General features: G+C 68.1%; 18 protein-coding genes and 1 tRNA gene. 10 read left to right on the forward strand and 9 right to left on the reverse strand.

Annotation, left to right across the window (positions count from 1 at the left end; translation table 11 throughout):
• Nucleotides 1-93 precede the first annotated feature (93 nt).
• Complete coding sequence (locus ACU0DV_RS14880; RefSeq protein WP_446242516.1) at nt 94-1,659, forward strand: bifunctional metallophosphatase/5'-nucleotidase; 1,566 nt, start codon at nt 94-96, stop codon at nt 1,657-1,659.
• Between the two features lie 506 nt (nt 1,660-2,165).
• Here ACU0DV_RS14880 and ACU0DV_RS14885 read toward each other — a convergent pair.
• Both ACU0DV_RS14885 and ACU0DV_RS14890 read right to left on the reverse strand, forming a co-directional pair.
• Nucleotides 2,166-3,959, reverse strand: coding sequence for an ABC transporter transmembrane domain-containing protein (locus ACU0DV_RS14885; protein WP_446242515.1), 1,794 nt, complete (start codon nt 3,957-3,959; stop codon nt 2,166-2,168).
• A gap of 158 nt (nt 3,960-4,117) precedes the next feature.
• Nucleotides 4,118-4,191, reverse strand: a tRNA-Gly gene (locus ACU0DV_RS14890).
• Nucleotides 4,192-4,263: 72 nt separating this feature from the next.
• Here ACU0DV_RS14890 and ACU0DV_RS14895 point away from each other — a divergent pair.
• Both ACU0DV_RS14895 and ACU0DV_RS14900 read left to right on the forward strand, forming a co-directional pair.
• Nucleotides 4,264-5,028 (forward strand): bifunctional hydroxymethylpyrimidine kinase/phosphomethylpyrimidine kinase, encoded by a 765-nt coding sequence (locus ACU0DV_RS14895; RefSeq protein ID WP_446242514.1) that lies wholly within the window; start codon nt 4,264-4,266, stop codon nt 5,026-5,028.
• Complete coding sequence (locus ACU0DV_RS14900) at nt 5,018-6,082, forward strand: methylglyoxal synthase (protein WP_100927953.1); 1,065 nt, start codon at nt 5,018-5,020, stop codon at nt 6,080-6,082. The genes ACU0DV_RS14895 and ACU0DV_RS14900 overlap by 11 nt, the downstream gene beginning before the upstream one ends.
• On the opposite strand, the gene ACU0DV_RS14905 is transcribed toward ACU0DV_RS14900, so the two are convergent.
• Nucleotides 6,079-6,789: an aspartate/glutamate racemase family protein gene (locus ACU0DV_RS14905; RefSeq protein WP_446242513.1), complete on the reverse strand. Its 711-nt coding sequence runs from the start codon at nt 6,787-6,789 to the stop codon at nt 6,079-6,081. The two genes, ACU0DV_RS14900 and ACU0DV_RS14905, sit on opposite strands and share 4 nt — an antisense overlap.
• Nucleotides 6,790-6,868: 79 nt before the next feature.
• Between ACU0DV_RS14905 and ACU0DV_RS14910 the strand changes: the two genes are divergently transcribed.
• The 6 genes from ACU0DV_RS14910 (at nt 6,869) to ACU0DV_RS14935 (ending at nt 13,841) form a co-directional block, all read left to right on the forward strand.
• Nucleotides 6,869-8,110: an NAD(P)/FAD-dependent oxidoreductase gene (locus ACU0DV_RS14910; RefSeq protein WP_446242512.1), complete on the forward strand. Its 1,242-nt coding sequence runs from the start codon at nt 6,869-6,871 to the stop codon at nt 8,108-8,110.
• Between the two features lie 30 nt (nt 8,111-8,140).
• Nucleotides 8,141-9,118 (forward strand): TRAP transporter substrate-binding protein, encoded by a 978-nt coding sequence (locus tag ACU0DV_RS14915; RefSeq protein WP_100927950.1) that lies wholly within the window; start codon nt 8,141-8,143, stop codon nt 9,116-9,118.
• Between the two features lie 79 nt (nt 9,119-9,197).
• A complete protein-coding gene (locus ACU0DV_RS14920) occupies nt 9,198-9,722 on the forward strand; it encodes a TRAP transporter small permease (RefSeq protein WP_100927949.1) in 525 nt (174 codons plus the stop codon).
• 1 nt (nt 9,723) lies between these two features.
• Complete coding sequence (locus tag ACU0DV_RS14925; protein WP_100927948.1) at nt 9,724-11,037, forward strand: TRAP transporter large permease; 1,314 nt, start codon at nt 9,724-9,726, stop codon at nt 11,035-11,037.
• Complete coding sequence (locus tag ACU0DV_RS14930) at nt 11,038-11,949, forward strand: hypothetical protein (protein ID WP_446242511.1); 912 nt, start codon at nt 11,038-11,040, stop codon at nt 11,947-11,949.
• 95 nt (nt 11,950-12,044) lie between these two features.
• Entirely contained in the window at nt 12,045-13,841 is a 1,797-nt protein-coding gene (locus tag ACU0DV_RS14935; RefSeq protein WP_446242510.1) for a hypothetical protein, read from the forward strand.
• A 3-nt stretch (nt 13,842-13,844) separates the two neighbouring features.
• Here the strand turns inward: ACU0DV_RS14935 and ACU0DV_RS14940 are convergent, their stop codons facing one another.
• The 3 genes from ACU0DV_RS14940 to ACU0DV_RS14950 form a co-directional block, all read right to left on the reverse strand.
• Nucleotides 13,845-14,507, reverse strand: coding sequence for an SOS response-associated peptidase (locus ACU0DV_RS14940; protein ID WP_100927946.1), 663 nt, complete (start codon nt 14,505-14,507; stop codon nt 13,845-13,847).
• A gap of 64 nt (nt 14,508-14,571) precedes the next feature.
• Complete coding sequence (locus ACU0DV_RS14945; RefSeq protein WP_370311825.1) at nt 14,572-15,762, reverse strand: class I SAM-dependent methyltransferase; 1,191 nt, start codon at nt 15,760-15,762, stop codon at nt 14,572-14,574.
• A 56-nt stretch (nt 15,763-15,818) separates the two neighbouring features.
• Entirely contained in the window at nt 15,819-16,118 is a 300-nt protein-coding gene (locus ACU0DV_RS14950) for a DnaJ family domain-containing protein (RefSeq protein WP_100930853.1), read from the reverse strand.
• Nucleotides 16,119-16,265: 147 nt separating this feature from the next.
• Between ACU0DV_RS14950 and ACU0DV_RS14955 the strand changes: the two genes are divergently transcribed.
• Complete coding sequence (locus ACU0DV_RS14955) at nt 16,266-18,164, forward strand: acyl-CoA synthetase (protein WP_446242509.1); 1,899 nt, start codon at nt 16,266-16,268, stop codon at nt 18,162-18,164.
• 57 nt (nt 18,165-18,221) lie between these two features.
• Here the strand turns inward: ACU0DV_RS14955 and ACU0DV_RS14960 are convergent, their stop codons facing one another.
• From ACU0DV_RS14960 to ACU0DV_RS14970, 3 genes are read right to left on the reverse strand one after another with little or no spacing between them, the layout of a single operon-like run.
• On the reverse strand, nt 18,222-19,664 hold the full coding sequence (locus ACU0DV_RS14960; protein ID WP_446242508.1) for an amidase: 1,443 nt from the start codon (nt 19,662-19,664) through the stop codon (nt 18,222-18,224).
• Nucleotides 19,651-19,983 (reverse strand): ArsR/SmtB family transcription factor, encoded by a 333-nt coding sequence (locus ACU0DV_RS14965; RefSeq protein ID WP_100927942.1) that lies wholly within the window; start codon nt 19,981-19,983, stop codon nt 19,651-19,653. Before ACU0DV_RS14965 ends, ACU0DV_RS14960 begins: the two co-directional genes overlap by 14 nt.
• 59 nt (nt 19,984-20,042) lie before the next feature.
• Nucleotides 20,043-21,275, reverse strand: a complete 1,233-nt coding sequence (locus tag ACU0DV_RS14970) for a mandelate racemase/muconate lactonizing enzyme family protein (protein WP_446242507.1) — start codon at nt 21,273-21,275, stop codon at nt 20,043-20,045.
• Nucleotides 21,276-21,453 lie beyond the last annotated feature (178 nt).

Raw genomic sequence — 21,453 nt, forward strand, 5'->3', positions numbered from 1 at the left:
CCTGACGTTGCGATATGCGGTTTCAGGCTTTGACTCTTTGGTCCAACCGGGGTCTGCTGACGAGATAAAACAGTTCTGACAGAGAGGTCTTTCATGTACCGCCTGATGACCAGCGCCGCCGCATTCGCCCTGATCGCGGGTGCCGCGAGCGCCGATTATTCGCTGACCATCCTGCACACCAACGACTTCCACGCCCGGTTCGAGCCGATCTCGGCCTACGATTCCGGCTGCTCGGCAGAGGACAACGACGCCGGTGAATGCTTCGGCGGCTCCGCACGCCTGCAGACCGCGATCAACGAGGCCAAGACCCGGACCAACAACTACATCCTCGTGGACGGCGGCGACCAGTTCCAGGGCACGCTGTTCTACACCTACTACAAGGGCAAGCTTGCCGCCGAGATGATGAACCAGATGGGTTACGACGCGATGACCGTGGGCAACCACGAATTCGACGACGGCCCCGAGGTTCTGCGCGGCTTCGTCGACGCGGTGGAATTCCCGGTGCTGATGTCGAACGCCGACATCTCCGGCGAGGACCTGCTGAAGGACTCGATCATGAAGTCCACGGTGATCGAGAAGGGCGGCGAGAAGATCGGCCTGATCGGCCTGACCCCGCAGGACACCGACGAGCTGGCCTCGCCCGGCAAGAACATCATCTTCACCGACCCGTCCGAGGCCGTGCAGGCCGAGGTCGACAAGCTGACCGAAGAGGGCGTGAACAAGATCATCGTTCTGTCGCACTCCGGCCTGAACGTCGACAAGAAGGTGGCCGAGAGCACCACAGGCGTCGACGTGATCGTCGGCGGCCACGACAACTCGCTCCTCTCCAACACGCAGGAAGGCGCGAAAGGCCCGTACCCGGTCATGGTCGGCGACACCGCCATCGTGCAGGCCTACGCCTACGGCAAGTTCCTCGGTGAGCTGAACGTGGTCTTCGACGACGAGGGCGTGATCACCGAAGCCAAGGGCGAGCCGATCCTGCTGGACGGCAGCGTGGCCGAGGAAGAGGGCACCAAGGCGCGCATCGCCGAAGCCGCGGCGCCGCTGGACGAGATCCGCAACGAGGTCGTGGCCGAAACCTCGGACGCCATCGAGGGCGACCGGTCGGTCTGCCGTGCGGTGGAATGCCCGATGGGCAACCTCGTGGCCGACGCCATGCTTGACCGCGTGAAGGACCAGGGCATCGAGGTCGCCATCGCCAACGGCGGCGGCCTGCGCGCGTCGATCGACGCGGGCGAGGTGACCATGGGCGAAGTGCTGACCGTGCTGCCGTTCCAGAACACGCTGTCGACCTTCCAGGTGACCGGCGCGACCCTGGTCGAGGCGCTTGAGAACGGCGTGAGCCAGATGGAAGACGGCGGCGGCCGCTTCCCGCAGGTCGCGGGCATTTCCTTCACCGTCGATCCCTCCGCAGAACCGGGCAGCCGGATCTCCGAGGTCATGGTCGGCGGGGAACCCATCGATCCGGAAAAGACCTACGGCGTGGTGTCCAACAACTACGTCCGTAACGGCGGCGACGGCTATAAGATGTTCGTGGACGCGCAGAACGCCTATGACTTCGGCCCCGACCTCGCCGACGTGACGGCGGAATACCTCGCGGAGCAGGGCCCCTACGCGCCCTACACCGACGGCCGCATCAAGGTCCTTGGCTCGGAGTAAGATCACACCTCAAATTCCGAACGAGGGCGGTGCCGCAAGGTGCCGCCCTTTTTCATTGGAGGTGCCTCAAAGGCGAGATGGAGGCTCCGGCCCCGCTGCCTGCGGCAGCCGCCGAGGGGGCTTGAACGAAGATGAAGGAGACGCCTCGGCGAAGCGTGGCCGCGACTTCACCTGGATGGAAATACCTTGGGGGAGGCTCGAAGAGCCGGGGGCAAAGCCCCCTTGCCGACGAACAGAAAAAGCGAATGTTCAGCTTGGTGATGCTGCAGCGCGAATGACCTGATGTAGGGCGGGGCTATGCGCCGCCCTGCGCGTCGGTCTTTTGGGGGCCGCAACGCGCGAAGGTGCCGGCGGTCAAACGGTTGCAGCGCGGTCCCGCGCGGGCGGCGCGATACGTTGCATCGAGCGCGGCTGGCGGTTGGGTGACGTCAGATGTTCAGGGCAGGCAGCGGGAGATCAGGACGGCTGCGCGACCTGCGCTCTGGACGGTCACGTAATTCGCCCGCTCACTCCGCGGCCATGCCCTCGGTGAACTGGAGGCGGGCCAGACGGGCGTATAGGCCGCCTTCCGCCACCAGAGCGTCATGTGTGCCCTGTGCCACGATCCGGCCGTGGTCCATGACCACGATGCGGTCCGCCTTCTTCACCGTGGCCAGACGGTGCGCGACGATCACCGTGGTCCGACCTTCGGCCAGCGTGTCGACGGCGCTTTGCACCAGCCGTTCGCTTTCGGCATCGAGCGCCGAGGTCGCCTCGTCCAGAAGCAGCACCGGCGCATCGCGGAGGATCGCGCGGGCGATGGCCACGCGCTGTTTCTGGCCACCCGACAGCATCACGCCACGCTCGCCCAGCCAGGTCTCGTAGCCGTCCGGCAGCCCGGTCAGGAAGTCGTGCGCGGCTGCGGCCCGTGCTGCGGCCTCGACCTCCGCGTCCGAGGCGTCGGGTCGGCCGAAGCGGATGTTGTCGCGCGCGGAGGCGGCGAAGATCACCGGGTCCTGCGGCACGAGCGCGATGTGCTGGCGGAAGGCGTCACGCGACATCTCGGTCAGCGCCACGCCGTCCAGCGTCACCCGTCCGAAGGCCGGATCGTAGAACCGCTGGATCAGTTGCACGATGGTGGTCTTGCCGGCGCCGGAGGGGCCGACCAGCGCCACGGTCTCGCCCGGGGCGATGTGCAGCGACACGCCGTCCAGCGCCGAGACGCCGGGCCGCGAGGGGTAGGAAAAGTGCACGTCGTCGAAGACGATCTCTCCGCGGACGGGCGCGGCCAGCGCCACCGGCTGGGCGGGGTCGTTGACCGTGTCCTCGGCCTGCAGCAGGTCCACCAGCCGCTCCGTCGCACCGGCGGCGCGCTGCAGTTCGGAGAAGGTTTCCGACAGCGCGCCCACGGCGCCCGCCACCATGACGGAGTAGATGACGAACTGGATCAGCACACCGGCGCTCATGTCGCCCGCGCGCACGTCCCACGCCCCGATCCAGAGCACGCCGACGATCCCGGTGAACACGAGGAAGATGACGATCATCGTCAGGGCGGCGCGGGTCCAGATCCGCTTCTTGGCGGCGACGAAGCTTTTCTCCGTCACGTCGGAGAAGGCGGCGCGCGACAGGGTTTCATGCGTGTAGGCCTGCACGGTCTGCACCGCGCTCAGCGCCTCCGACGCGTTGCTGGAGGAGGCGGCGATCCAGTCCTGGTTCTCGCGGCTCAGCACCCGCATCCGGCGCCCCAGCACAAGGATCGGCACCACCACCAGCGGCACGATCAGCAGTACGAGGCCCGTCAGCTTGGGCGAGGTGAAGAGCATCAGCACCAGCCCGCCCGAAAACAGCAGCACGTTGCGCAGCGCGATGGAGATGGAGGAGCCGATCACCGACAGGATCAGCGTCGTGTCGGTGGTGATGCGGCTCAGGACCTCGCCGGTCATGACCTTCTCGTAGAACGAGGGCGACAGGCCGATCACCTTGTCGAAGACCGCCTTGCGGATGTCGGCCACGACCCGTTCGCCCAGCCGGGTCACCAGCGCGTAGCGCATCGCCGTGCCCACCGCCAGCAGCGCGGCGATCCCCAGTGCGGCGGCGAAGTACTTGTCCAGCAGCGCGCCTTCGGCATTGAAGTTGTCGACCACCCGGCGCACGGCCATGGGCAGCACCAGCGAGACGCAGGCGGTCAGGATCAGCGCGCCGATGGCGGCGATGACCAGCGCCCGGTAGGGACGGACGAACGGCCAGAGCGCGCGCAGGGCGCCGACGTTCTTCGACTTCTCGCGCTCCTCGCCGGGGGCGTTTGCCGGGGTACGGGCCATGTCCTCTCCTTCGTCATCGCGCGTGTGGCGTTGTGGCCACGGCAGGCGTCCGGGTCAAGCGACTTGAGGACGCGGGGCAATGGCGCAACAGGCGCTGCGCTCAGCCATCGTCGGAGACGGGCATAGGGTGCGCGGCGGCAGGCGTTCGGCGATGGGAATGGAGCGGGTACACGGGATCGAACCGAGATAACCTGCTTGGAAGGCAGGGGCTTTACCATTAAGCTATACCCGCTCGGGTGCCCCGTCCTAGGCCAACCCGTCGAAACGGTCAAGACGGTTATGGGACCGTCCGGTGCGGGGGAACATGGCCCGGGTTCTGATCCTGTCCAGCATGGTGGCCTGCGGGCATGTGGGCGCTTCGGCGGCGATTCCGGCGTTGCAGGCGCTGGGGCATACCGCGACCGTCCTGCCCACAGTGATGCTGTCGAACCATCCGGGTTTCGCCGCCGTGGCGGGGGCGAAGGTGCCGGTCGGACAGCTTGAGGACATGGTCGCCGCGCTGGACCGGAACGGGTTCCTCGAAGGCCACGATGCCGTCCTCACCGGCTACCTGCCCACGGCGGAGCATGTGGATTTCGGGGCGCGGCTGGTGGACCGCATGCGCGGCATCGGCGTGGCGCGGGTCGTCGTCGATCCGGTGATGGGGGACGCGCCGAAGGGGCTCTATATCGACGCCGAGGCGGCAGGGCGCATGAGGGACACGCTGGTGCCCCGCGCCGACATCCTGACCCCGAACGCCTTCGAACAGGGCTGGCTCGGGGAGGTCGCGTCATCCGTGCCGCGTGTCATCGTGACCTCGCACGGGGTCACAGCAATGGAGCTGGGCGTGCTGGACCTGTCACAGGCCGCCGCTGTCCGCTACGTTGTGCCCCGGCATGACGGGGTGCCGCAGGGGACAGGCGACGTGCTGGCCGCGCTGATCGCGGCGGGTGTGGCGACGGGACAGGCACTGGGCCATCTGCAGGCGCTGATCGCGGAAAGCCTCGGCGCGCCACATCTGAGGATCACGGAGACGGCGGCGGTCTGGACCCGGGCCGCGCCGCTTGAGGGGGAACCACATGGCCTTTGATTTCATCCTGATGCTGACGTCGAACGACCGTACCATCCCGGACGCCCGCGCGCGGCTGGAAGAGGCGCTGGAAGGCGGCGTGCGGCACATCGGCTTCAAGGACGTGGGGCTGCCGTTCGAAGACCTGAAGGGGCTGGCGCAGGCGATCCGCGCGGCCGGGGGCCGGTCCTACCTTGAGGTCGTCAGCCTCGACGCCGAGAGCGAGCTGGCCTCGGCCCGCGCCGCCGTGGCGCTGGACGTGGACTGCCTGCTGGGCGGCACCCGCGCGGCGGAGGTGACGGAGGTCATCCGCCACCACCCCCTGCGCTACTATCCCTTCCCGGGCCGCATCGTCGGGCATCCGTCCGTGCTGGAAGGCCCGGCAGAAGCGATCGCCGACTCCGCCCGCCGCCTGTGCGACCTCGAATACGTGCATGGCCTGGACCTGTTGGCCTATCGCTTCGACGGCGACGTGCCGGGGCTGATGGCGCAGGTCTGCGGCGCGGTCGAAAAGCCGGTCATCATGGCCGGGTCCATCGACAGCGAGGCTCGGGTCGAGGCGGTGGCAGAGGCGGGGGCGGCGGGTTTCACCGTGGGTACGGCGGCGCTCGACGGGGTGTTCCCGGCGGAGACAGAGGGTTTCGCGGCGCAGGTCCGCGCCATCCTGGGTATCACGGCGCGGGCGCGACGGTTCTCCCGCGCGCCGCGCCGGATTGCCCTCGTCGCGCACGACAACCGCAAGGCACACCTGCGCGCGTGGGTTCTGCGGCATGCGAGGGCACTGGCCGGGCAGCGGCTGATCTGTACCGGCGGCACGGGCCGGATGGTGGCAGAGGCCGCCCCGGACCTGACCGTGCAGCGGCTGCAACGGGGCGCGCTCGGCGGCGACCAGCAGCTTGGCGCGCTGATTGCCACGGGGGAGTTGGACGCGGTGGTGTTCTTCGCCGATCCCGGTTCCGGCTACGTGGGGGATGCCGACCTGCAGGCGTTGACCCGGCTCGCGATTTACCATGACACGCCGCTGGCGCTGTCACCGTCGGCGGCTGATGCCCTGCTGGCCGGGCTGATCCCCTAGACGGCGAAGCGCGGCGGGCAGAGCCCCATGTGCATCCAGCGCACCAGCGTGTGGATCGAATAGACCGGCAGCCCCGTCGCCACAGCGATGTCCGGCGCATAGGGCACCATGTTGGTGCATTCGAGGACGATGGCGCCGAGATGCGGGTTGGCCTCTTGCAGGGCGAGGGCGGCCTCAACGTTGTCCTGCCGGGCCAGCGCCACGTCCAATGTCGGTTCGTCGTTCAGGATGGCGCGGGTGAATTCCCGCCCGCCTTCCGTGGTGCCGATGGGTGTGCCCGCCGGTACGTTGGCGGCGGCGAGGTGTCGCGCAGTCAGGGACGAGGCCGCGATGGTCTGGATGCCCGCGACGCGGCCCGCGGGCAGCATGCGGTTCACCATCTCCACCTGCGCCAGAGAGGACGTCACCACAGGCACCGGCACGGCCTCTGCCAGCGCCTGCTGGAACAGCGAGAGGAACCCGCAGGTCGTGGTGATGCCCACGGCGCCCTCGTCGACCAGAGCGCGGGCGGCGTCGATGAAGGCGGCAAGGCTGTCGCCCCCGCCCTCGCGCACGATCCGTTGCGGAGAGGCGCCGCGCACCACCCTGATCGCCACCGGGAAGGGCCATGACAGCGGATTGCCTGCGTCGCCCGGGATGCGGGGAAAGCGCGAATCGAGCATCAGGATGCCGATCGGCGCTGCGTCGAACGGGGAGGTATCGGACATGGCTGGCTCCGGCGGCACGCGACCTCGTTGACACGCGGTCGGTCCCTTCGCAAGGTCCGCGCAAACGGTCGGGGGTGGCATGACGAAAACGGTAGCGATTGTGGGGGCGGGCATCGTCGGGGTGTCCACGGCGGTCTGGCTGCAGCGCGAAGGGCACCGCGTGGTGCTGATCGACCAGCGCGGTCCGGGAGAGGGCACCAGCCACGGCAACGGCGGGGTGCTGGCCTCTGCCTCCGTCGTGCCTGTGCCGGTGCCCGGGCTGTGGAAGATGGCGCCCCGGATGCTGTTCGATCCGCGCCAGCCGCTGTTCCTGAAGTGGGGCTACCTGCCGCGCCTCATGCCCTGGCTGCTGCGCTACATGCGTCACGCCACGACCGAAGGGGTGGCCAGCCGTGCGCGTGCCATCGCGCCGATCATCGGGGACAGCCTGAACGACCACCTCGCTCTGGCAGAAGGCACCGGGGCAGAGCGGTTCGTCGTGCCCTCCGACTACCTCTACGTCTACCCGACCCGCCGACAGTTCGAGGTGGATGCCGCCTACTGGCAGGTGCGCCGCAAGGCAGGCTGGGACTGGGACGTGCTGGAGGACGAGGATTTCACCGCCTACGACCCCTGCTTCGGCCAGGACCTGCGCTGTGCCGTCCGGCTGGGCGGTCACGGGCGGATCAGCGATCCCGGCGCCTATGTGAAGGCGCTGGCCGCCCACGTCGAACGCCAAGGCGGCCAGATCCTGAAGGCTGAGGTCAGCGACGTGGTGCGCGACGGCCTGCGCGTCATCGGTCTGCGGGTGGGCGGCGAGACCCTGACCTGCGACGCCGTGGTGCTGGCGGCGGGCGCGTGGTCGGCCAAGCTGGCGGCAAAGCTGGGCGCGAAGGTCCCGCTGGAAAGCGAACGGGGCTATCACCTCGAGCTGTGGGAGCCGTCGGTGATGCCCAAGGCGCCGGTCATGGTCGCCTCGGGCAAGTTCGTGGCGACGCCGATGGACGGGCGGCTGCGGCTGGCGGGGATCGTCGAATTCGGCGGGCTGGAGGCCGAGCCCTCCCGCGCGCCCTTTGCCCTGCTCGAAGACAACATCCGCCGCGCCATCCCCGGCATCACCTGGAAGGAAAAGGTCGAATGGATGGGGCACCGCCCCTCGATGGCCGATTCCCTGCCGGTGATCGGCGCCTTCCCGGACGCGCCCGGCGCCTATGCGGGGTTCGGTCACGATCATGTCGGTTTGACGGGCGGACCGAAGACCGGGCGGCTTCTGGCGCAGGTGATCTCTGGCCGAATGCCCAACATAGACCTTGCACCCTATTCGCCGGGGCGGTTTCAATGAGTTCATAAAACAAGACAGGGAGTTCTACCGATGACCAAGATGCGCACCATCCTGGCTGCCACGGCCGTCAGCGCCGTTGCCTCGACCGGGGCCATTGCCGAAACATGGGACATGCCGCTGGCCTATGCCGCCACCAATTTCCATTCCGAGAACGCCGCCGAGTTCGGCCAATGCGTGACCGATGGCACGGGCGGCGAGATCGAGATCGTGACCCATCCGTCCGGCTCGCTCTTCCCCGGCGACCAGATCAAGCGCGCGGTGCAGACCGGCCAGGTGCCCATCGGAGAGCGCCTGCTGTCGAGCCACCAGAACGAGGACCCGATCTTCGGCTTCGATTCCGTGCCCTTCCTCGCCACCTCCTTCGATGCGTCCGAGAAGCTGTGGGAAGCCGCCAAGGGGCCGCTGGAGGAGGTGCTGGCAGAGCAGAACCTCGTCCTGCTGTACTCCGTTCCGTGGCCGCCGCAGGGGCTCTATTTCCGTGACGAGGTCAATTCCGTCGCCGACATGGAGGGCGTGAAGTTCCGCTCCTACAACAGCGCCACCGCACGGCTGGCGGAACTGACCGGCATGCTGCCGGTGCAGATCGAGGCGGCGGAAATCTCGCAGGCCTTCGCGACCGGTGTGGCGGACAGCATGGTGTCGTCCGGGGCCACCGGCTACGACCGCAAGGTGTGGGAGTCGCTCAACTATTTCTACGAGGTCGACGCCTGGCTGCCGCGCAACTACGTGATCGTCAACGCCGACACCTGGTCGGGCGTCTCTGATGCGAACAAGAAGGTAATCCAGGACTGTGCTGCCACGGCAGAGGCGGAGGGGCTCGAGAAGTCCAAGGGCTACACGCAGTTCACCATGGACGGCCTGCGCGAGGGCGGCATGACCGTGGCGCCGGCCTCCGACACGCTGAAGGCCGAGCTGCAGGAGATCGGCGCGACCATGACCTCCGACTGGCTGGAAGAGGCCGGCGATCAGGGCGCGGCCATCGTCGACGCCTTCAAGGCCATGCAGTAAGCAGACCCCGCGCGGTCCGGACACCCTCCGGGCCGCGCCCCTTGCCGACCGTTCCCCTCATCCTTGAAGGAGACCGCCCGTGGCTGCGCTCCGCCGCCTGCTCGACCTCATTTACCGCCTGTCCGGGGTGGCCGCGGCGCTGTGCCTCGTGACGATCCTTGTCCTGATCGTGCTGCAGATGCTGGCGCGCTGGACCGGCGAAGTCTTTCCCGGCGTGCCGCAATACGCCGGGTATTTCATGGCCGCGGCCTCCTTCCTCGCTTTCGGCAATGCACTGAACCAAGGCAGCCACATCCGCGTGTCGCTGGTCCTGAACGCGCTGCCGGAGGGCGCGCGGCGCTGGCTTGACATCTGGTGCTTTGCCATCGGCACGGCGGTGGCGTGGTACGTGGTCTACTACGGCTACCGCTTCGTCTACTGGTCGTGGAAGTTCAACGAGGTCAGCCAGGGCCAGGACCGCACCGCGCTGTGGATCCCGCAAAGCGTCGTGCTGGTGGGGGCGGTGATCTTTGCCGTCGCCCTGACCGACAACCTTCTGTCGCTGATCTTCGGCGGCAAGTCCCGGATCGTGCAGGACCGCATGGATCAGAGCTTCGGAGAGTGACATGGAGAACATCTCGATCATCCTGCTGTTCCTCTTCGTGCTGTTCACCCTCCTCGGATCGGGCGTCTGGGTCGGCCTTGCGCTGATGGGCGTGGCCTGGGTGGGGATGGAACTGTTCACCACCCGCCCCGTGGGCGACACCATGATGACGACGATCTGGGCCGCGTCCTCGTCATGGACCCTGACCGCCCTGCCGCTGTTCATCTGGATGGGCGAGATCCTCTATCGCACGCGGTTGTCGGAGGATATGTTCCGCGGTCTGTCGCCCTGGATGAAGGGGCTGCCGGGCGGGCTGGTGCACACCAACATCGTCGGTTGCACGGTCTTCGCGGCTGTGTCCGGTTCCTCGGCGGCGACGCTGACCACGGTCGGCAAGATGTCGATCCCGGAACTGCGCAAGCGCAACTACCCGGAGAAGATGGTGATCGGCACGCTGGCAGGGGCCGCGACGCTGGGCCTGATGATCCCGCCCTCGCTGACCCTGATCGTCTACGGCGTGACGATCAACGAATCGATCTCCAAGCTGTTCTTTGCAGGCATCCTGCCGGGGCTGGTGCTGGCGCTGATGTTCATGGCCTATGTCGCGGTCATGAGCCGGTTCTCGCGGGGCTGGAACCCGGATGCGGAGCCGGAGATGACCTTTCGTGAACGGCTCTGGAACTCGCGTTACCTCGCGCCGGTGATCTGCCTGATCGTGCTGGTGATCGGGTCGATGTACCTGGGCTTTGCCACCGCGACGGAAGCGGCGGCCTTCGGCGTGATCGGCAGCCTGGCACTGGCGGCACTGCAGGGGTCGCTGACTTGGAGGACCTTCACCGAGAGCCTGATGGGCGCCACCCGCACCTCTGCCATGATCGCGCTGATCCTCGCGGGCGCGGCCTTCCTGTCGCTGTCGATGGGCTTCACCGGGCTGCCACGCGGGCTGGCGGACCTGATCGCGGGCTGGGAGCTCAGCCGGTTCGAGCTGCTGATGGTGCTGCTGGTCTTCTACATCGTGCTGGGCATGTTCCTCGACGGGATCTCGTCGGTGGTGCTGACCATGGCGGTGGTGGAGCCGATGGTACGGCAGGCGGGCATCGACTTGATCTGGTTCGGCATCTTCATCGTCGTGGTCGTCGAAATGGCGCAGATCACCCCGCCAATCGGCTTCAACCTGTTCGTCCTGCAGGGGATGACGCAGCACGAGATGGGCTTCATCGCCAAGGCGGCGTTCCCGATGTTCCTGATCATGGTGCTGATGGTCTTCGTCTTGATCGCGGTGCCGGAACTGGCGACATGGCTGCCGGACAACATCCGGTCGCGGCCCGGAGGCTAGGTGGCATTCCTCGAATGGCTTGGCCGGCAGGGACGCCTGATGCTGGTGGCGGGGCTGGTCGCCGGGCTGGCGTTTCCCGGCGCGGGCGCGATCTTTGCCCCGTGGCTGCCACACCTGATCGCCGTGATGCTGTTTTTCGGCGCCCTCCGTGTGGGGGCGACGGGCCGCGTCGGCGTGGCCGGACTGCGGGTCCGTGAGACGCTTGGTCTGATCGCGGCCTACCAGGTGGCGCTGCCACTGGCGCTGGCCGGGATCGCGGCTGTGCTGGGCATCATCGGGCATCCGGCGGTTCTGGCGCTGCTGCTGGTGACGGCGGCGCCCTCGGTCACCGGCAGCCCGAACCTTGCCGCCCTCGGTGGCGGAGACCCGGCCCCCGCCTTGCGCATGCTGGTGCTGGGCACGGCGCTCCTGCCGCTGACGGCGTGGATCGTCCTCTCCGTCCTGAAGATCGGCGGCGACCCCTGGGCGGTGACCATGGCGGTGGCCCGGCTGCTGGTGCTGATCCTCGGCGCCGGGGGCCTCGCCCTTCTGGCGCATCGCGTGGTGCCCGGAACGCCGCGTGCCATCTCGATCATGGATGGGCTGTCGGCTCTGGTGATGACGCTGATGGTGCTGGGCCTGATGTCGCCCGCTGCCGACGCGTTGCGCCATGCGCCCGGCCGCTTTGCCCTCTGGCTGGGGATCGCCGTGGCGGTGAACTTCGGGCTTCAGGGGGCGGCGGCACTGGTGCTGCGCCGGTGGCCGATGGGAGAGCGCATGTCACTGTCGGTCGTGGCGGGCAACCGCAACATCGCGCTCTACCTTCTGGCCCTCCCGCCCGAGACGATGGCCCCCGTCATGCTTTTCATCGGATGTTACCAGATCCCGATGTACCTGACGCCTTACGTCCTCGCCCGCGTGGGACGTGGTTAATAGTTTGTAATTTAGAGACATTCCTCCCGATATAGAGAGATCGTTTCCACTTTTGCATCAACGTGCCGCCAAACGCACGACCGAGTGGGACGATCATGCCTGTATTGACGACACCCGACGCCGCGACCGGCTCTGCCGCGCACCCGGCCCTTTTCGGCGGCAATGTCCTTGCCCCCCGCGCCCACATGATGGGGCCGGGCAGTTACGCGGAGGCGATCGAGCAACTGGGCGTCACCGGCTTGCGATACCCGGGCGGTTCGCTGACGGAAAAGATGTTCAGCCTGCGCGATCCGGACGCGGCCCGGGTATTCTCGCCCGATCTGGGGAGGGAGGTGGATTTCATCCCGCTCTCCGGTATCATGGACTACGCCGAGCAGACGGGACGCGATCTGACCATCGTGATCCCGACGCGCGACCAATTGTCGGATACGGCGCTGGACGCCAACGGCGACCGGATGCCCGCCATCGACCGCGACGTGCTGACCGGCTTCGTGCGCGACGTGGTCGGCGGGGAATACGGCGATGCCCGCGTCGCCGCCTTCGAGATCGGCAACGAATACTGGGGCTCGGGCGAGATGAACGCCGCCGAATACGGGCGGCTGGCTGCCGGCATGGCGCAGATCATCGACCGCACGCTGAACGACCTCGCGCAGACAGACCCGGATGCAGCGGAAGTCGGCGTGCTGGTGCAGGTGGGCACCAACTTCGGCCATTCCGACCTGTCCGACGACTACGCGGGCATGGCCCCGGCGGACGTGGTGGCAGAGGTGAACGCCGCCTACGGCCTCTCGCTGGACGAGAGCGTGATCTACCCGAACGGCGACATCGACTGGACGGAGATCAACAACGAGATCCTCCTGTCGCATTTCGACGACGACGCCATGGCCGCGACCGACGGGGTGATCGCCCACGTCTATTCACGCGCGCCTGTGGTCGAGCACTCGCGCTGGTACCAGCTTGAACAGATCGAGGAGCACTGGCAGTCCATCGACCCGGAACTGGAGATCCACGTCACCGAGTGGAACCAGAAATCCAACACGAACGCCTTCGAGGACACCCGCGATTACGGGCTCTGGCAGGCGCAGGAGATGCTGGAACAGGTCGAGGAATTCATGCGGATGGACGTGGCCTCGGCGCAGGTCTGGCCGCTGATCCAGAACACCCCGACCGCGCTGGCACTGGGGCGGGAGTTCGACGAGACCACCCCCCCCGGAGAGATGTTCTCCATGCTGTCGGAGAACCTGCCGGGGATGCGGATGCTGGATTTCGCCCCGCAGGACGAGCGCGGCACGGAGATGCACACCACCGAGATGGACGTGCACGCCTTTGCCGACGGGCAGGACATGCTGTTCTACTTCACCTCGAACCTGCAGCGGGGGCTGGTCGACAGCGAGGTCGACATCTCGAACCTCGTGGAAGGCTTCGGCGAGATGGAAATCACCGTGCTGGGTGTCGCCCGGGGCGACGGTCCCGGCAACACGCAAAGCCGCGCCACGGTAGAGCATCCTGACCCGGACGACCTTCATGTCGACGGCTTGATCGAGACCCTGCTGGCGCCCGGAGAGATCATGCAGGTGCGGCTGACCGACGTGGTGCCCACCAACGATTTCGCCGACGTCTTCGCCCAGACGGGCAGCCCGCGTGTGTCCTCCGACGCCGTCGCGGTGCCCGCGGACGACACCGACGATCCGGACGACGAAACGGATGACGGCGCCTCCGGCGACCGGGACGGGCAGGGGCTGATGGATGCGCTCGCCGACGGCGCGCATGCGCCGTCCGACGGCGGGGGTGCATCCCCGGACAGTGACGAAGAGGATGAAGGTGAGGGCGGCAGCGACATGGGTGGCCTCTGGCTGGCCGGGCTGCTGCCGCTGCTGTTCCTGCTGGGCTAGCGTTCAAGCGTCGATGGGTTCGATCAGCTCCGGTCCGGAGGCACGGTTGGAGTTCACTTCGCGCGCGACCCGATGGAAGGCCAGCGCATCCTCGGGGGCGGGCTGCATGAGGCTGGCCGCGCCGTGTCCGTCCTCGCCCAGCCACTTGCCCCAGTCGTCCTGGGCCAGCACCACGGGCATCCGGTGGTGGATGCGCGACATCGACCCGTTCGCGCCGCAGGTGACGATAGCGACGGTGCGGAAGGACAGGTCGTCGCGCGCCCAGTCCTGCCAGACCCCGGCAAAGACCAACGGGCCGTCGTCCGCCGGATGGATGTACCAGGGCAGCCGGTTGCCCTCCTCATCCTTCGTCCATTCGTAGAAGCCGGTCGCGGGGACAAGGCAGCGGCGTTCGCGGCAGGCAGCGCGGAAGGCGGGCTTTTCCGCGATGGTTTCGGCCCGCGCGTTGATCAGCAGCGGCCCGTCGTTCGGCTTCTTGTACCAGTGCGGGATGAAACCCCAGCGCATGGCGACCAGCCTGCGCCCCTCGTCGCTCATGACGACATGCACCTGGTTCGTCGGGCAGACGTTGAAGTTCGGCACATCGGGCAGGTCGTTCGACGGCACGGCCGCGAAAAGCTGCGCCATGGCGTCGGGGGGCAGGGTGACGGCGAAACGACCGCACATGGCGTATCCTCCAGGGGCAGATCCTTGCCGGATGATCTATCGCGCGCCGCCGGAAATCAAACCGTCAGAGCCCGAAGCCGCTGTAATGCAGCAGCCCCCAGTCCGTCAGCTCCCGGTGCACCTTGCCCCAGAGAGCGCCGAAGCGCAGCGGGTCCAGCCCGGCGCCGGCGGCAATGCGCGACAGCGGCGTGCGCCCGTCTGCGGCGGCGATCAGCGGTGCGGCCTCGGGCGGGAGGGCGAGCTTGTCCTTGACGCCATCGACCTCCACCGGCGGGGTCTGACCGCGTGCCACGGCCTGCGCCAGTTGCCGCTGCGGCAGTTGCAGGCGCGGCACCAGCGAGGCGCGGCCGGGTTTCGGCAGGGGGCGGTCCTCATCGGCGGGCACGAGGTAACCCACATGCTTGCGGATCGTGCCGCGCAGCTTCTCTGTCACGGCCATGGCGGTGTCCGAGTCCATCCCCGCCGGGACCTCCGCAATGCGCGACAGGTCGTAGAGGGCGGGCGTGACGAAACCCTGCAGGCGCCAGCCGGTCGCCGCGCAGGTGTCCAGGAGGCGCGCCACGTCGAAGGGCGTATCGGTGCTGTGCAGGAGCAGGTCGTAGAACCCCGCGTCGCTTTGTTCGTGGTCCATCAGCAGCGGGTTCGACGCGAACGGGTGGCCCTTCGGCAGCGCGGCGACGATCTCCTTCGCGCGCGAGAGGCGCTGCTCTGGCGGCAGACCGTCCAGCAGTGCGCCGAACGCCTCCTGCAGGGGATAGACCCCGGATCGGCCGTAGGGCGCATAGACCATGAACCCCATGCCGCCCCCCGGTGCCAGCGCGCCCCGCAGCGCGGCAAAGCCGTCCTCCGGACGGGGCAGGTGGTGCAGCACGCCGCAGCAGTCGATGTAGTCGAAGGGCCCGAAGTCCCCGGCGTCGAGCAGGCTGCCGGTGTGGAAGGTGATGCCCGTGAGGCCGCGCACCTTGGCCCGTGCCTCGGCGATCCCGCGCGAGGCGGTGGAGAGGTCGAGGTAGGTGATCTCGTAGGGTGCACCGGCCTTTGTCATCAGCGTGGCCAGCTGGATCAGCGCGTCGCCCGTGCCGCCGCCGGCCACCAGCACGCGCAGCGGCTGCGACCAGTCGCGCGCGCCGCCGAACAGGTGGTGGTCGATTTCGGTGGGCCTTGAGGGGGAGCCGGTGATCAGGCGCGTGCGCTCGTCCTCCGGGTCTCGGGCGGGGTAGGGATAGACCTCGTACTGTTCCTTGACCGTGACCATGCCTTGCCCTCCGACTGCCGCAGTGTCCTGCCCGATCGCGCCCGCGATGGCCAGCCCTAGCGGCGCCTGGCGATCTCCAGCCGGGTTTCCAGCAGGGCCATGTCGCGCATGATCCGTTGCCGTTCGGTCCGGTCGCCGGTCTCGCGCAGTTCCTCGCGGAGGCGGGCCAGTTCCTTCGAGACGGAGACCGCCTCAGGAACCGCGCCGTTTTCCTTCATGATCCGGTTTAGGACGGCGTTCTCCGGATCGTCGCAGGGCGGCAGGGGTTTGCCCGCGCCCGGCAGGTTGTCGAACGCGCCTTCCGCCTCGGCCGCGCGGATCTTTGCAGAGATGAGGTCGATCAGGGGATGGTCCATGATCCCAACATAAACCGTGCCCTGTGCGTTGCCCAGATCTCCGGAACGCAGCGTCACCGGGTGTTTTCCCCGACGTCCACTGCTCTTGCGCGATGCACCGGGGAAGGCCAAGACTGGAGGCGAGGACTAGGGGAGGAGAATGCGCTCATGGGCTACGCCACCATGGACGACCGCAACGCCATCGAATCGCAGGGCGCCTGGCACGATCTGGGGCTGCCGAAGACGGTCTGGGCCCAGCTTTGCCGGACGGCGGACAAGTTCCCGCAGCGCCCGGCGGTCAGCTACCAGCTTTTGTCGGGACCGAAGGACAAGGCAGAGACGATGACCTGGGCCGAGGTGCGGGACCGCACCGCACAGGCCGCGAACCTGTTCCGCAGCCTCGGCATCGAGGAGACGGACGTGATCGCCTACGTCCTGCCGAACTGCAACGAGGCGGTCTCGACCCTTCTGGGCGGCATGGTGGCGGGCATCGTGAACCCGGTGAACCCGCTTCTGGAGCCGGAGCAGATCGGCGCCATCCTGCGCGAGACCGGCGCCAAGGTGGTGGTGACGCTGAAGCCCTTCCCGAAGACCGACGTGCCGCAGAAGGTGCAGGAGGCCGTGCGCCATGCGCCCAACGTGCACACGGTGCTGGAGGTCGACCTCAACCGCTACCTGACGCCGCCGAAGAAGTGGATCGTGCCGCTGATCCGTCCGAAGATGCCGGGCACGCGGCACGCGGACTACAAGTGCTTCCGCGCGGAGATGAAGAAGCAGCCCAAGACGCTGACCTTCGAGGACGGCGGCAAGGACCGGGTGGCGGCCTACTTCCACACCGGCGGCACCACGGGCATGCCGAAGGTCGCGCAGCACCTCTATTCGGGGATGATCTACAACGGCTGGCTTGGCGACACTCTGCTGTTCACCGAGGAAGACAGCGTGATGTGCCCGCTGCCGCTGTTCCACGTCTTCGCGTGCCACGTCATCCTGATGGCGATGGTCTGCTCGGGGGCGCATGTCGTGTTTCCGACGCCCGCCGGCTATCGCGGCGAAGGTGTGATGGACAACTTCTGGAAGCTCTGCGAGCGCTGGAAGACCACGTTCGTCATCACTGTGCCGACCGCCGTGTCGGCGCTGATGCAGCGCAAGGTGGATGCGGACATCTCGTCGATCAAGACGGCGTTCTCCGGCTCGGCCCCGATGCCGCTGGAGCTGTTCAAGCGGTTCGAGAGCGCCTGCGGCGTGACGATCTGCGAAGGCTACGGGCTGACGGAGGCGACCTGCCTCGTGTCGGTCAACCCGCCCGAGGGCGAGAAGAAGGTCGGCTCCGTCGGCATTCCCTTCCCCTACACGGACGTGAAGATCACGAAGGTGCGCGACGGCCAGCCGGTGATCTGCGGCACGGACGAGATCGGCGAGATCTGCGTGTCGAACCCGGGCGTCTACGCCGGGAAAACCTACACGGAAGAGCCCAAGAACGTCGACCTGTTCCACTGGGGCACGCACCTGCGCACCGGTGATCTGGGGCGGCTGGACGCGGACGGCTACCTCTGGATCACCGGACGGGCGAAGGACCTGATCATCCGGGGCGGCCACAACATCGATCCGGCCGAGATCGAGGAGGCGTTGCTGGCGCACCCGGCGGTGGCCTTTGCCGGGGCCATCGGCCAGCCGGACGCGCATTCGGGCGAACTGCCCTGCGCCTTCGTGGAACTGGTCGCCGGTGCAACCGTGACCGAGGAAGAGCTGCTGGAACATGCGAAGGTGCACGTCCACGAACGCGCGGCGCATCCCAAGCACATGACCATCCTCGACGAACTGCCCAAGACGGCGGTCGGCAAGGTTTTCAAGCCCGACCTGCGCAAGCTGGCGATCACGCGCGTCTACAACGGCGCGCTGGAAAAGGCCGGTGTTGCCGCGCGGGTCGAGAAGGTCGTCGACGACAAGTCGCGCGGGCTGGTGGCGCAGGTGGCCCCCAACGGCAACACCGAGGCCGAGGTCGGCGCGGTGCTGGGCGGCTTCACCCGACCGTGGGAATGGGTCGAGGAGGACGTGGCGGCGGAGTGAGGCGCGCCGCCTCCTGCGGTTCCTCTGCATGCAGATGACGGACCCTCTGCGGGTCTGTCACGCCGCTTGGGTGTTGTCGTGGCGCACGATGGGATCGATGGGCGCCAGCGGCAGGGCCAGCGCCTCTTCCAGGCGGCGGGCGACCTGAAGCAGCCGCGCCTCGCCGCGCGGCGGGCCGATCAGTTGCAGCCCGACCGGCAGGCCGCTGGAGGTCGACCCCACCGGGAGCGACAGCGCGGGCAGGCCGCATGTGGACGCGAGGAAGGCGAAGCTGAGCCAGTCGAGGTAATCGCGGCAGGGCTGACCGGCGACTTCGGTGGGATACTCGACCTCTGACGGCAGCGGGGCCAGCCCGGTGACGGGACAGGCCAGCACGTCGAACCTGCCGAAGAGCCCGCGCATCTGCGCGTAAAGCCGCGACCGGGTCACGTTGGCCCTGGCGATGTCGTCGACGGTCAACGTGCCGCCGGTGCGGATGTTCTCGGCCAGCGTCGGTTTGAAGTGCTGCGAGATGCGCTTGGGCCGGACCTGATGCGACGTCCACATGCCGAGCGCGCGGAAGGTGCGGAAGGCGTGGTCGAGACCGCGGGTGTCCGGCTGATGCTCCTCCACCGCGACATCGGGGGCCTGAACCCGCGCGACCGCCCGGGCGAGGATCTGCGCCATGTCGGACGTGACGGGGGCGAGCCCGCCGAGGTCCGGCGAGAAGGCGATGCGCACATGGCCCGGCGCTGCGAGGCAGGCGCCCAGATAGCTGTCCGTCGAGGGCGGATGCGAAAGGGGGGACACGGGGTCGAAGCCCGTCATCGCGTCGAGGAAGAGCGCCACGTCCGCCACGTTCCGGGCCATGGGACCGTCGACACCGAAAGCGTCGAAGGTGTCCGCACCGGCAGCCGAAGCGACCAGTCCCGGCGACGGCCTCAGCCCCACGACACCGCAATAGCTGGCCGGGGTCCGGAGCGAGCCGCCGAGGTCGGAGCCCTGGCTCAACCAGACTTCGCCGGTGGCAAGGCCCGCCGCAGCCCCGCCCGACGATCCGCCGGGGTTCATGCGCGTGTCCCACGGGTTGCGGGTGGCGCCGAAGACGGCATTGAAGGTGTTGGCGCCTGCGCCCATTTCAGGGGTGTTGGTCTTGCCGATCACCACCGCGCCGCGCGCCTCCATGCGCAAGACCATAGGATCGGAGGCCTTCGGCACGTTGTCGGCCAGCGCCGGGGTGCCGTAGGTGGTGCGCACACCCGCGACATCGGTCAGGTCCTTGATGCCGACGGGCAGGCCCGCCAGCAGGCTGTCGTGGTCAGGCTGCGCGTCACGGGCCCGGTCGCCGCAGGTGGTGACCATGGCGTTGATCGCGGGAGAGGTCTGCGCGATGCGGCTCAGGCTGGCGTCGATCAGTTCGGCGGTGGAGACCTGACCCGATTTCAGCAGGGCCACCACGTCGCGCGCCGTCAGACGGCACAGGTCGTGTCCGGTGAATCCCGCCGTCTCAGCAGTCGGCATCGGGCGCTGCGCAGAACATCTCGTACAGAAGCGCGATCACGCGCGAGGTGTTCTCGTTCGCGAGGCTGTAGTAGATCGTCTTGCCCTCGCGCCGGGTGACCACCAGCCCCTCTTCGCGCAGGCGGGCGAGCATCTGGCTGACCGCGGCCTGACGGATGCCCAAGAGTTCCTCCAGTTCGCCGACGGATTTCTCGCCCCCACCCAGGTGGCAGAGGATCATCAGGCGGCCTTCATGCGCCAGCGTCTTGAGGAACGCAGAGGCGTTGCGGGCGTTGGCTTCCATTTCTTCCGGCGGCGCCGGGGGGGCTTTCTGGTCCATGGTCAGGTCCTGGGTCCGGTCTCGGGACTGTATAGCCGGGTGATTCGGAAAATGCGAGATTACTCGTCATGGGCGGGCGCGCCACCCTGGAATCGGTTGCCTTCCGCATAGTTGCAGGGCTCATCCTGCATCTGGAGATGCAGATCGTTGCCGGTGTAGGGATGGGCGCGGGCAAGGTCCTCGTCCACCTCGATGCCGAGCCCGGGGGCGGTGGGCGCTGCGACAAAGCCGTTCTCCACCCGGATCGATCCCTTGATGAGCCGGTGGTGGAAATCGGTCTCGATGGTTTCGGCAATCAGCAGGTTGGGGATGCAGGCGGCGAGCTGGATGTTGGCGGCCCATTCGACCGGACCGGCATAAAGGTGGGGGGCCATCTCGGCATTGAACGACTCCGCCAGCGCGGCGAGCTTCCTCGCCTCCCAGAGACCGCCGACGCGGCCAAGCGCCGGTTGCAGGATCTTCGCGCCGCCGGTGCGCAGGAGGGTGGCGAACTCCGACCGGGTGGTCATGCGCTCGCCGGTGGCGATGGGGATGCGGACCTGGCTTGCGACCTGGGCGAACTCGAGCAGGTTGTCGGGCGGGATCGGTTCCTCGTACCACAGGGGATTGTAGGGCTCGATCGCCTGCCCGAGCCGGATGGCGCCCGCCGTGGTGAACTGCCCGTGCGTGCCGAAGAGCAGGTCCGCCCGGTCGCCCACCGCCTCTCGCACATCTCGGCAGAAGGCCACGGAACGGGTGATGTCGGACATGGCGGGCTGGTGGCCGCCGCGCATGGTGTAGGGGCCGGCGGGGTCGAACTTCACCGCGGTAAAGCCGCGCGCGACGCAGTCGGCGGCGGCTTCGGCGGCCTGGTCGGGGGCGGTCCAGAAGTCGGAGAGGTTATGCTGCGCCAGCGGGTAGAGGTAGGTGTAGGCGCGGATGCGTTCGTTCATCAGTCCGCCCATCAGCGCCCAGACCGGGCGCCCGCGCGCCTTGCCGAGGATGTCCCAGCAGGCGATCTCCAGCCCCGAGAAGGCGCCCATGACGGTGAGGTCGGGGCGCTGGGTGAAGCCCGAGGAATAAGCGCGGCGGAACATGCGTTCGATGTTCTCGGCGGACTCGCCCTCGACGTAGCGCTTGAAGACATCCTCGATCACCGCGGTCATGGCCTTGGGACCCACCGAGGCGGCGTAGCATTCGCCCCAGCCGGTGATGCCGTCATCCGTGGTGAGCTTGACGAGGATCCAGTAGCGGCCCCCCCAGCCGGGGTGCGGCGGGGCGGTGACGATGATGTCGAGGTCCTTGAGGATCATGGGCTGTGCTCCTGCATGGTTTCGGGCCGCGTCCCGCGACCCGACCGGGGGGGGGGGGGGGGGGGGGGGGGGGGGGGGGGGGGGGGGGGGGGGGGGGGGGGGGGGGGGGGGGGGGGGGGGGGGGGGGGGGGGGGGGGGGGGGGGGGGGGGGGGGGGGGGGGGGGGGGGGGGGGGGGGG

The sequence above is a fragment of the Sagittula sp. genome (assembly GCF_052825245.1).